Genomic DNA, 12162 nt, shown 5'->3' with positions numbered 1-12162 from the left:
ACCGGGCGTCCGGCCCGTACCGCCCGAACCCCCGCGCACCGCCCCGGCTACCGTTCCGTGCATGGGGTACACCGACGCCGACCTCGAACGCTGGGCCCCCGAGCCCGACAAGCGCCCCGGCCGCACCGCCTTCCAGCGCGACCGCGCCCGCGTGCTGCACTCCGCCGCGCTGCGCCGGCTCGCGGGCAAGACCCAGGTCGTCACGCCCGGCGTGAGCGACGACGGCGTGGGCGGCCAAGCCCTGACCTTCGCCGACGCCACGCCCCGCACCCGGCTCACGCACTCGCTGGAGTGCGCCCAGGTCGGCCGCGAGCTGGGCGCCGCGCTCGGCTGCGACCCCGACCTCGTCGAGACGGCCTGCCTGGCGCACGACCTCGGGCACCCGCCGTTCGGGCACAACGGCGAGCAGGTGCTCGACGAGCTGGCCGCGCCCTGCGGCGGCTTCGAGGGCAACGCGCAGTCGCTGCGGCTGCTCACCCGGCTGGAGCCCAAGCGGTTCACCGACGACGGCAGGTCCGTCGGGCTGAACCTCACCCGGGCGGCCCTGGACGCCGCCACCAAATACCCCTGGCGGCGCGGCGGCCACCCGGCGGGCCCGGACGCGGTGAAGTTCGGCGTGTACCCCGACGACGTGCCGGTCTTCGACTGGCTGCGCGCGGGCGCGCCCGGCGGTCCCGCGGGCCGCACCTGCTTCGAGGCGCAGGTCATGGACTGGTCCGACGACGTGGCGTACTCCGTCCACGACGTCGAGGACGGCCTGCACGCCGGCCACCTGGACCCCGCGGTGCTCCTCGCCGGTCCCGAGCGGGCCGAGGTCTTCGCCGTCGCCGCCGGACGGTACGCCCCGGGCACGGACGCCGCGGAACTCGCCGAGGCCCTCGACCGGCTGCTGGCCCAGGAGTGGTGGCCGCACGGCTACGACGGCACCGCCGCCGCGCAGGCCCGCCTCAAGGACGCCACCAGCCAGCTCATCGGCCGGTTCTGCCTCGCCGCCGAGGGCGCCACGCGCGCCGCCTACGGCACGGGGGCGCTGTCGCGCTACGCCGCCGAGCTGATCGTGCCCCGGGCGGAGCGGCTGGAGTGCGCGGTGCTCAAGGCGGTCGCCGACCGGTTCGTCATGCAGCGCCCCGACCAGGCGCGGCTGCGCGCGGACCAGCGGGTGGTGCTGGGGGAGCTGGCCGGGGCGCTGACGGCGGGGGCGCCGGCGGGCCTGGACCCGCAGTTCCGGGCGCTGTACGAGGAGGCCGCGGACGACGCCGGGCGGCTGCGGGCGGTGGTGGACCAGATCGCGGCGCTGACGGACGCGGCGGCGCGGCGGCTGCACGCCCGGCTGACCGGGTAGTACCCCGTACGCGGCGGCGGCGCGCCCCCGCACCACGACCGCCGCCGGGGTGAACGGCGAGTTCCGGCCACCGGCGCGTCGTCGGGCACGGGGGCGGGCGGGAAGCCCGGAGCGCCCCCGGTCGGGTACCGGGGTCCCGCCCCGCCCCCGTACCCGCCCATCACCGCCCCCACCAGCCCGTTCTCCCACCACCCGCCCCTGCACCGCCGCCGCTCGCGGCCCGCCCCCGTACCCGCCCGTCCCGTCCGCCGCCCCGCCCGTCCGCCCAGCCCTGGCGCGCCTCCCCCTTCCGCCGTCACGCCCCGGTGCGGGAGGCTCGCGGTGTCGGCAACGCAGCCGAGGACACGGCAAAATGGATGGTCGGGGCCAGGGAGCTAGGAGGCGTGAAGTGGTCGACGCACATCAGACGTTCGTCATCGTCGGTGGAGGACTGGCCGGTGCGAAAGCAGCAGAGACGCTGCGATCGGAAGGGTTCACCGGCCGGGTCATCCTCATCGGCGACGAGCGCGACCACCCGTACGAGCGACCGCCGCTGTCCAAGGGCTACCTCCTCGGCAAGGAAGAGCGCGACAGCGTCTTCGCGCAGCCGTCAGGCTGGTACGCGGAGGCGGAGGTCGAGCTGCACCTCGGGCAGACCGTCACCGCGCTCGACCGCGCCGCGAAGACCGTGAGCCTCGGCGACGGCACCCGGGTGCACTACGACAAGCTCCTCCTCGCCACCGGCGCCGAGCCCCGCCGCCTCGACATCCCCGGCACCGACCTCGCCGGCGTCCACCACCTGCGCCGCCTCGCCCACGCCGAGCTGCTGCGCGGCGTCCTCGCCGCCCTCGGCCGGGACAACGGCCAGCTCGTCATCGCGGGCGCCGGCTGGATCGGCCTGGAGGTCGCCGCGGCGGCCCGCACGTACGGGGCGGAGGTCACGATCGTCGAGCCGGCGCCCACGCCGCTGCACGGGGTGCTCGGCCCGGAGATCGGCCAGGTCTTCGCCGACCTGCACGGCGAGCACGGGGTGAAGTTCCACTTCGGCGCCCGGCTCACCGCGATCACCGGCAAGGACGGCATGGTGCTGGCCGCGCTCACCGACGACGGCGAGGAGCACCCGGCGCACGACGTGCTGGCCGCCATCGGCGCCGCCCCGCGCACCGCGCTCGCCGAGGCCGCCGGGCTCGACGTCGCGCCCCGCGCGGAGGGCGGCGGCATCGCCACCGACGCCTCGCTGCGCACCTCCGACCCCGACGTCTACGCCACCGGCGACGTCGCCTCCTTCCCCCACCCCGCCGCCGGGGGCGGCCGGCTGCGGGTGGAGCACTGGGCGAACGCGCTCAACGGCGGCCCGGCCGCGGCCCGCGCCATGCTCGGGCAGGACGTGACGTACGACCGGGTGCCGTACTTCTTCTCCGACCAGTACGACATGGGCCTGGAGTACTCGGGGCACGCGCCGCCCGGCTCGTACGACCAGGTGGTGTGCCGCGGGGACATGGGGCGGCGGGAGTTCGTCGCCTTCTGGCTGAAGGAGGGCCGGGTGCTCGCGGGCATGAACATGAACGTGTGGGACGTCACCGAGGACATCCAGAACCTGGTCCGCTCCGGCGCCCGGGTCGACGCGGAGCGCCTGGGCGACCCGGCGGTGCCGCTGGCGGACCTGATCGCGTAGGGAGCGGACCGTGCCGCGGCGGGCCCGCCGGCCGTCCACCCGACGGTCGCGGGCCCGGGGCGTGCGGCGGGAAGGGCGCCGCCGTACGGGCAACGCCCCCCGCCGGGCGGGAGTCCCGCGGGCCCGGCCTATGCTCGGCGCATGGCCATCCGCACCGCCCGGGTCGACGTCGCCGAGATCTTCGCACTGCGCCACTCCGTGCTGCTGCCCGGACGCCCGCCCGCCGAGGCGGAGTTCGCGGAGGACGGCGCGCCGGGCGCCTTCCACCTCGCCGCGTACGACGAGCGGGGCGCGCTCGCGGCCTGCGTCTCCTTCTGCCCCGAACTCCTCCCCGGCGACGGCACCCCCGCCTACCGCTTCCGCGGCATGGCCAGCGCCCCCGCCGTCCGCGGGCGGGGCTACGGCGTCGCCGTCCTGGCCGCGGGGCTCGCCGAGGCCGCGGCCCGTGACGCGCACCTGGTCTGGTGCAACGCCCGTACCTCGGCGGCCGGTTTCTACCTGAAGCACGGCTTCGAGGTGCGCGGCGCCGAGTTCGACATCGAGGGCGTCGGCCCGCACGTGGTGATGACCAGGAAGCTCACCCCCGGCGGCTGACGGGGTGCGCACTACTACCGGCGGGTACTCCCGCGGGAGTAGCGGCCCGCCAGGGCCGCCCGGGGCAGTAGCGCCGGTCTCGGTCGTGGGAGCGAGGACACCTGCCCGGGCTGCCGGGACGCTGGATACGTACGAGCACAGGAACATCAGTCGTCCCGAACGGGTGGGGGAGGTGTCCGGGTAGCGGCGGCGCGTCCGCCTCCTGTGCGGGCCCGCTCCCCCCGGCCGGGTCCGCGACGGGCGGCGTCCGGCGGCCGGCGCGGTGCTCAACCCACCAGCCTGCGGGCTCCGGTTCCCCCGGCCGGAGCCCGCGGACCCCGCCCCGCCGGGCGGCACCCCCAAGGGCTGCCCGGCGGGGCTTCCACCGTCGCCCGGGACCCTCCCCGCGACGACACGACCGGGCCGTCCGGGTGAGGAAGAACCGCATGCCGTCACCGATATCGGTACAGGGACGGTTCGTGATGCCCCTCCGCAGGGACATGGCCCTCGCGGTGGCCGTGGCGGCGGTGTCGGCCGGGCTCGCGCTGCTGGCGGAGGTCGAGGAGGGTGCGCACCGGCCCGACGCGGTGGGCTGGGTGCTGCTGGCCGCCATCTGGGCGGCGCTCGCGTGGCGGCGGCCGGCCCCCATGGCGGCGTTCGCGGCGGTGATCGCCCTGCAACTCCCGTACCACGCACTGCAGAACGTCCACCACGCGCCGGTGCCCGCCACCGTCGTCGCCGTCTACTCGCTCGCCTTCGCCGGGCCCCGGCTGCGGACCGCGCTGGTCGTCGGCGGGCTGCTCGCCGCGCTCACGGGCGTGCTGACGACGGTCGACATGAGCCGGGCCATGGACATCCTGCGGATCTCCGGCTGGATCATCGCCGTCGCCCTCTTCGGCGAGGCCGCCCGGGTGCACCGCAACTACCTCTCCGCGATCGTCGAGCGGGCCGAACGGGCCGAGCGCACCCGGGAGGAGACCGCGGCCAGACGCGTGGTCGAGGAGCGGCTGCGCATCGCCCGCGACCTGCACGACCTGCTCGCGCACAGCATCACGCTGATCGGGGTGCAGACCTCCGTCGCCGCCCACCTCCTCGTCTCGGACCCGGACCGGCTCGACCGCAAGGCCGTCGCCGAGGCGCTGGACGGGATCGCCGGCACCTGCCGGCACGCCCGCGCGGAGCTGCGCACGACGCTCCAGGTGCTGCGCAGGGGCGACGGCGGCCAGGACGCCACCGGGCCGCTGCCAGGGCTCGCGGGACTCGAAGGGCTGGCCGAGGCGGCGCAGTCGGCGGGCGCGCGGGTGCGGTTGGAGGTCGCGGCGGAGCCGGAGGTGCCGCAGGCGGTGGGGGCGGCCGCGTACCGGATCGTGCAGCAGTCGCTCACCAACGCCGTGCAGCACGCGGGGCCCGGCGTGCGGGTGCTGGTCGAGGTGCGCTACGACGAGGACGCGGAGGCGCTGTCGGTCTCCGTCACCGACGAAGGACCGGCCGGCCGCGGCAGGGAGCCGCTGCCGGCGGCGGGCCCGCGGCGCGAGGGCTACGGCATCGCGGGCATGCGGGAACGCGCCCGCAGCGTGGGCGGGTTGCTCACCGCGGGCCACCGTCCGTGCGCGGCCGGTTTCGCGGTGGCCGCCGTGCTGCCGTGCGCCCGGGAACCGGACGCCTGAGCCGGCCGCGGCACCGCCGCCTTCGGGCTGCCGTACGCGGCCGGCGGCCGCCCGCCGCCGGGGGACCCCCGCCCGCCGGCCCCCGCCTCCGGGCGCACCTGCGCGGATACGCGTGACCGGGCCTGCTCTTCCACCGATCCTTCAGCGGTTCTGGATGTGCGGAGCGCACGCTGGTCACGCGATTCGGGGAGATGAGATGCACCGGAAAGAGGCGACGTTGTTGGTGCTCTCGGGGGACCACCTGATCGACGCTGCCAAGGGGGCAATCTGGTGAGCATTCTCGTGGAACTGACTCGCTCTACGGCACCCGGCGAGTGGGACGCCGACCTCGCTCCGGAGGGGCCTCCGGGGCTCCACGACACCCTGATCGGCCGGGAGCGGGAGATCGCCGACGTCCGGGCCCGGCTGGCGGCCCCCGGCTGCCGGCTGCTGACGGTCACCGGCCTGGCGGGCGTGGGCAAGAGCGCCCTCGTACGCGCCGCGCTCGCGGACCGTACCGGCACGGACCCCGGCGCCGCGGTGAGCGTGGACCTGGCCGCCGCCGCCGACGCGGACGGCGTCTGGACGCGGGTCGCGGCGGCCCTGACCCGGCCGCCGGACGGCGACGCCCGGGAGGCGGCCTGGACGGCGCTCGCCGACCGCGCGGCCGACCGCGAGCTGCTGCTCGTCCTCGACAACGGGGACCTGGCCGCCCGCGCCGTCGCCGGGGACATCGCCGTGCTGCTGCGGCGCATCCCCAGGCTGTGCGTGGTGTTCACCAGCCGGGTCGCGCTCGACATCCACGCCGAGCGGATCTTCCCGCTCGGACCGCTGGCCACCGGGTCCGCCGGGGCGGCGGGACCGTCCGCGGCGTCCGACGCGGCGCGGCTGTTCGTCGCCCGCCTCCAGCCGCACTACCGCTGGGCCGTCACCTCCGCCGCGGACCGCGACGCCATCGCGGAGATCTGCGCGCTCCTGGAGGGCGTGCCGCTGGCGGTGGAGGAAGCCGCCCGCGCGGTCGGTGCCCTCAGCCCGCGCCGGATGCTCCAGCGCATACGCGACGGCGAACAGCTCTACAGCAGAAGGCTGGTGGACATACCCTCCCGGCACGGCTCCATGGACGCCGCGCTCTCCTGGGGCGACGCGGCGCTCACCGCCGGCGAGCTGCAACTGCTGCGCCGCCTGTCGGCCTGCGAGGCCGCCTTCGACCTGGCCGTGGCCCAGCAGGTCGCGGGCCTCACCTGGGCGCAGACGGTGCAGGGCCTGGACGCGCTGGTCCGCAAGAGCCTGCTGCACAGCGTCAAGCGCGAGGGCGCGGAGCCCGAGTTCCGGATGTTCCGCGCCACGCGTCAGCACTACCGCGCGCGGCTGGCCGCGGACCCCGCGGACCTGGCGGCCACCCGGGCGCGGCACGCCACGCACACGCTGGAGTTCGCGCTCCAGGCCCGGCAGGGGCTGCGGCTGCCGAAGGAGCGCGCGTACTGGCTGGAGCTGGTGGCCGAGCGCACGCCCGATCTGTTCGCGATCGCCCGGCTGAACCAGGAGGCCGGCGAGCACGCCGCGGCGGCCCGGATGCTGCTGGCGCTGGAGGAGGCGTGGACCGTACACGACCTCCTCGGGACCGCGGGCGCACTGCTCGACGGCTCCCTGGCGGCGCTCACGGGCGCCGAGGGTGCCCAGGCCACGGAGGCCGCGGCCCGCTGGGCGCTGACGGAAGGCGACTGGGCACGCGCCGAGGCGTACATCGAACGCCTCGGCCGCTCCCTCGACGCCGCCGCCCGCGCCGCGGCGTTCCGCGCCGAGCTGATGCTGGGCCGCGGCGACGCCGTGGGCGCCCTCCAGCAGGCCGCGTTCGCGCTCGCCGGCAAGCGCGCCCCGGGCGGCACGGTCGCGGCCGCCCGCGTGCTGCGTACGCTCGCCGCCGCGCGCGCCGCCATCGGCCGGCGGCAGCCGGAGGAGCCGCTGGTGAAGGCGGCGCGCGGGCTGCTGGAGCTGGGCGAGCCGCGGCAGGCGGCGCTGACGCTGGCCGCGCTTGCCGTGGCGCAGCGCGGCCACGCCCGGGCCAGGGCCGCGGCGGGCGAGGCGGTGGAACTGCTGCTGGCGCACGCCGCGCCGGTACGGGACGTCCGCGCCGTGCTGCTCGCGGCCGCCGGGACGGTACCGGCCGGCGGGGAGGCGTACCGGCGGCTCGGCGCGCTGGCCGACCGGATCCCGGAGCGGGGCGACGACGCGCCGCAGGGGGCGCCGGAGCCCGCGGCCCCCGACGGCCGCGGGGGCGTGCTCCTCGCCGCGCGCGCCGCGCTGGCGGAGGCCGCGCGGGAGGAGGCGGAGGCCGCGCCCGCGGGCGGTCTGGAACGGCTGACGCACCGTCAGCTCCAAGTGGCGGAGCTGGTGGCCGAGGGGATGACGAACCGGCAGATCGCCCGCGCGCTGGAACTGTCCGAGTGGACGGTGGTCAACCACCTGCGGCAGGTCATGCAGCGGCTCGACTGCCCGTCCCGGGTGCATGTGGCCCGCATCGTGCAGGGCCGCGCCACCGCCCGGCTCTCGGGCTGAAGCCCCCGCCCCAGGACCCGCGCCCGTCGCCCGCAGGCGGCGGGCCGCCGGGGCGGGCGGATCCGTACGACAGGGAGCACCGGCCCCCGCGCGACGGCGCGGGGGCCGGTGGTTCCTGTCCGGGTACCGGGCACCCCCCGTGGTGCCCGGTACCCGGCTCAGCCCCGCCGTGCTTCTTCCGCCCGGCGGTTGCTGTGGTCGTCGCGCCCGCGCGGAGGCGGTCCCGCCGGGGCGAGGACGGCGCAGGCGATGGCGTCGGTGTCGGTGAGCGTCGCCGAGCCCACCGCCGGGCGGATCGCCGCCGCGGTGACCCCGTCCGCGGACTCCGTGGGCACGCCCACGGCGAACCGCCGCGGGTGCGGCACCCCGTCGCCGTCCACGACGTGGAACGGCCGCCCGGTGACGGCGAGTCCGCCCGCCACGTAGCCGGTCCTGCCGGGGCCCAGCCCGTACGGGCGGCACTGCCCGGTGTCGAGCAGGTGCCGCAGCAGCGGGTCGGCGGTGCGGCGCAGGTCGACGCCGGGAAGCCGGCCCTCGACGAGCACCCGGGCGGTCTCGCGCGAGCCGCTCACCCACGGCGACTCGCAGGCGAACTTGCCCGCCTCCCGGTCGGCCGCCACCTGCATACCCGGGCCCACGATCCGGGCCACGCCCGCGCGGACGAGCGCGATCAGCTCCTCGGTCCGCCGGGCCGCGGGGCCGCCGGAGAGGTAGGTGCCGAGCGGGGCGAACCAGCCGTCGAGGTCGCGGCGGCGCGACTCGCCGCCCAGACCCGCGTGGTCGACCGCGAGCCGGACCTCGTCGCGCAGGTCGTGCAGCACGTCGAGGGCGGCCTCGACCGGCCCGCCCGCGGCGCCCCCGCTGGTTTTGGTGCCCGGGTGGACGCCGTGGAGCACCGGCGCCCGCTCCGGCCGGTCGCGGCCGGGGAGCAGCGCGGTGTAGTACGCGGACTCCATCTCCCGGGCGATGAGCGGCCACAGGGACTCGCGGAAGTCGAGCGGCCCGTCGCGCTGCGCGCGCAGCCGGGCGGTCAGCTCCTCGGTGAACACCCGCGGCAGGCGCCGGCCGCCGCCGTTGCGGTGCCCGCCGCCCGTCCCGTACGGGACCGCGCGGCGGGCACCGCACAGGATCCGCGGCTCGCGGCCGGACGGCCGGTAGGTGACCCGGCCGTCCCGGTCGCGGTCGAACCGGCCGCCGCGCCCGGTGGTCAGCAGCGTCAGGTAGTCGAAGAAGTTCAGCCCCAGACCGCGCAGGACGACCGGCTCACCGGGGGCGATGGCGCTCAGGTCGGCGTCCGCGGGGTTCCCGGGGGCGACGTAGACCAGGCCGAACTCGGCGGCGAAGGCGGCGTACCCGCGCTCCTGCGCGGTCGGCAGCACCGGCATCCGGCCCTGTGCGAGCACCACGGCGTCGAGGCCGGTCAGCCGCCGGCCGCCGGCGAGCCGGATCTCCTGGGTGCCGCCGGGCCCGTCGTCCAGCGCCACCGCCTGCGCCGCGTGCACCCGCAGCGCGAGGGACTCCGCGCTCGCCACGGCGACCTGCCGGAACACCCACCGGAAGTAGCCGCCCGCGAGCGCCCGGGACGGGTACGAGTCCGGGCCGAGCCGGCGCGCCTCGGCGGCGTCCGCGCCGCCGGCTCCGGAACGGGCCAGCGCCCGCGCCCACTCGTACAGTCCCGGCCCGCGGCGCTGCGGCGCGTCCGCCGGCGTCACGCCCTCGCCGGCGAACGCCGTCACCCGGCCCGCCGTCCTGTCCAGGAGCAGCGAGCGGTCCTGCCCGGTGCGCCACTCCCGGCCCGCGCCCGGCGGCAGCGGGTCGATCAGATGGACGGTCACCGTGCGCCCCGCGGCGTGCGCGGCGAGCCGCTCGACCACCGAAAGGCCGCGCGGCCCGGCGCCGACGACTCCCACCACGAGTGACTTCTCGCTCATCAAAGGATCTCCCTCTCCGGGGAGTTCACCCCCGGTGCGCGGGGTCGGAGCGTCGCGGGTCAAACCCCAGCCATCCTGAACGCGCGGACCGGTGCGGGACAGCGGCTGATTCTTGCTAGCCCGCGGGGCGGAATGGCGGGGCCATTGCCATGTCGCCCGCCCGGCCGCGGTCGTACGCTGCCCGGCCGCTTACCGGGGAGGGCGCCCGGTCACTCCGCCCGCCGGTGCAGCGCCAGGTGCGTCAGCACCCCGGCCAGCAGCCCCCAGAACGCCGCCCCGACGCCGAGGAGTTCGATGCCCGAGGCGGTGACGAGGAACGCGACGAGCGCGCTGTCGAGCCGGCTCCCGTCGCGCGTCGCCGCAGCCAGCGCGCCGCCGGTCGCGCCCAGCAGCGCGATGCCGGCGATGGCCGCCACCAGCGCGGCCGGGAGGACCGCGAAGAGGCCGAGGAACGCCGAGCCGAAGACCCCGACGACGACGTAGCCGACGCCGGCCGCCACCCCGGCCCCGTACCGCCGCTCCGGGTCCGGATGGGCCGAAGGACCGCTGCAGATGGCCGCGGTGATCGCGGCGAGGTTGATCCCGTGCGCCCCGAACGGCGCCAGCACCAGCCAGGCGGCGCCGGTCGAGGTGACCAGGCGGTCCGCGTCCGGGCGGTAGCCCGCGGCGTTGAGCACGGCGAGCCCGGGGGCGTTCTGCGACGCCATGGTGACCAGGAACAGCGGCAGCGCGATGCCCACCGCGGCGTCCACGGTGAACTCCGGTGCCGTGAACGCCGGCACGGCCACGCCCACCTCGCCCGACCAGGTGCCGAAGTCGCCGGTGGCGGCGGTCCAGGCGCAGCCGGTGAGCAGCGCGCAGGCGGTCGCCCAGGAGGCGGCGAAGCGGCGTCCGGCGAGATACGCGCCGAGCATGAGGACGACCAGCGCCAGGTCGCCCTCGGCGGTACGGAAGAGCCGCAGCCCGAACTCCAGCAGGATCCCGGCGAGCGTGGCCGCCGCGACCTCCGGCGGCAGCAGCCGCATCAGCGCGCCGAAGAGCCTGCTGAGGCCGAGCAGCACGGTGAGCACCGCGGCGATCACGTACGCGCCGGTCGCCTCGGCGAAGGAGTGCGTGGTCAGCGCCGTGACCAGCAGCGCCGCCCCCGGAGTCGACCAGGCGGTGAGCACCGGGGCGCGGTACGCCAGGCTCAGCAGCACGCACGTCACGCCGCTGCCCAGCGACAGCGCCCAGAGCCACGACTCCACTTGGCCGGCGGTGAGGTCCCCGGCGCGCGCGGCCTGGAGCACCACGGCGACCGGACCCGTGTACGAGACGACCACCACGACGATGCCGGCCACCACCGTCGAGACGGTGAGGGCCGGCCGACGCTTGGCCGCGGGTGCCGCGTCAGGGGTCAAGGGGCGCTCCGGTCAGGCGGGTGCGGCGAGCAGGTCGGGGCCGGTCGGCACCGGCACGCCCCCGGCGGGTCCGGGCGCGGCCGTGCGGCCACGGCCACGGTAGCCGCCGCTCAGCGCGGCCGGCGGCCGTACGTGGAGATGAGGATCTGGCTCAGCCAGCGGTTCGCCGGGTCGGCCATCTCCTCCAGCGCGGCGTCGATCCGCGCGTCGTCGAGGAGCCCGGCGCCGGTGATCCGCGGGCGCATGAACTCCAGCCAGAGCTGGTAGTGCCGCGCCTGCGGCGAGCCGCCCTGCATCATCACCGTCCGGCCCTCCGCGGACACGTCCTCCAGGCCGCACTCCAGCACCGCCTGGAGGTCGAAGTGGCCGCCGCGGGGCTCGTGCCCGGACTCGCGCATCAGCCCGTAGCCGGCCGCGCGGACGTCCTGGAGGAAGTCCTCGGAGACCACGCTGCGGAAGAGCGGCAGCGAGTCGGTGTCCTCCAGGAAGAGCCAGCCGCCCGGCTTGAGCGCGGCGACCATCTTGCGGACGGCGGCGGGGCGGTCGGGCAGGTGCTGGACGAGCATGCGGGAGTGGACCAGGTCGAACTGCCCGGCGGGCAGCTCGTCGGTGGTGATGTCGACCTGGAGCACCTCGATGCCCTTGTCCTTCAGCCGCGCCAGCCGGCCGGTCTCCAGGTCGGCGGCGGTCACCCGGCCGGTGGGGCCCACGAGTTCGGCGAGCCGCTCCGCGGTGCCGCCGTAGCCGGCGCCCACCTCCAGCACCGACCAGCCGGCGGCGACGCCGAGCCGGTCCAGCCGCTCACTGGTACCGGGATCCCAGATCGCCTCGTTCGTCAGCAGCCGTTCGGTCTCCTGGTCCCACAGCGGGTCGAAGACATAACGCTTGGCGGGCTGTTCTGAGTTGGACACACACGCCCCCAGAGATAATCCGGCTTTCGCGTGGGGAGCGTAGGAGCCGGAATTGCCGGACGGCCATGGCAATTCCATGTCCCCGGGCCGGACGGGACGGCAGATATCTGCCACCACCCCGGCTCCGCCTCCCGCCGTAGCCTGCTGAC

General features: G+C 76.9%; 8 protein-coding genes. 5 read left to right on the top strand and 3 right to left on the bottom strand.

Annotation, left to right across the window (positions count from 1 at the left end; all coding sequences use genetic code 11):
* The first annotated feature begins 61 nt into the window (after positions 1-61).
* From DMB38_RS09045 to DMB38_RS09025, 5 genes are all read left to right on the top strand, one after another.
* Entirely contained in the window at positions 62-1342 is a 1281-nt protein-coding gene (locus DMB38_RS09045) for a deoxyguanosinetriphosphate triphosphohydrolase (protein WP_125934739.1), read from the top strand.
* Positions 1343-1730: 388 nt separating this feature from the next.
* Positions 1731-2996, top strand: coding sequence for an FAD-dependent oxidoreductase (locus tag DMB38_RS09040; RefSeq protein WP_125934738.1), 1266 nt, complete (start codon positions 1731-1733; stop codon positions 2994-2996).
* A gap of 141 nt (positions 2997-3137) precedes the next feature.
* Complete coding sequence (locus tag DMB38_RS09035) at positions 3138-3590, top strand: GNAT family N-acetyltransferase (protein WP_047015679.1); 453 nt, start codon at positions 3138-3140, stop codon at positions 3588-3590.
* A gap of 425 nt (positions 3591-4015) precedes the next feature.
* Complete coding sequence (locus DMB38_RS09030) at positions 4016-5236, top strand: histidine kinase (RefSeq protein WP_125934737.1); 1221 nt, start codon at positions 4016-4018, stop codon at positions 5234-5236.
* Positions 5237-5506: 270 nt separating this feature from the next.
* The gene (locus DMB38_RS09025; RefSeq protein WP_125934736.1) at positions 5507-7771 is read left to right on the top strand and encodes a LuxR C-terminal-related transcriptional regulator; all 2265 of its coding nucleotides are present in this window, start codon (positions 5507-5509) and stop codon (positions 7769-7771) included.
* A 158-nt stretch (positions 7772-7929) separates the two neighbouring features.
* Here the strand turns inward: DMB38_RS09025 and DMB38_RS09020 are convergent, their stop codons facing one another.
* From DMB38_RS09020 to DMB38_RS09010, 3 genes are all read right to left on the bottom strand, one after another.
* Complete coding sequence (locus DMB38_RS09020) at positions 7930-9702, bottom strand: FAD/NAD(P)-binding protein (RefSeq protein WP_125934735.1); 1773 nt, start codon at positions 9700-9702, stop codon at positions 7930-7932.
* Positions 9703-9911: 209 nt separating this feature from the next.
* On the bottom strand, positions 9912-11102 hold the full coding sequence (locus DMB38_RS09015; protein ID WP_125934734.1) for a benzoate/H(+) symporter BenE family transporter: 1191 nt from the start codon (positions 11100-11102) through the stop codon (positions 9912-9914).
* 110 nt (positions 11103-11212) lie between these two features.
* Entirely contained in the window at positions 11213-12013 is an 801-nt protein-coding gene (locus tag DMB38_RS09010; protein WP_052770279.1) for a class I SAM-dependent methyltransferase, read from the bottom strand.
* Positions 12014-12162 lie beyond the last annotated feature (149 nt).

Source organism: Streptomyces sp. WAC 06738 (assembly GCF_003945505.1).
Classification (GTDB): domain Bacteria; phylum Actinomycetota; class Actinomycetes; order Streptomycetales; family Streptomycetaceae; genus Streptomyces.
This window is presented reverse-complemented; position numbering and strand designations above follow the sequence as displayed.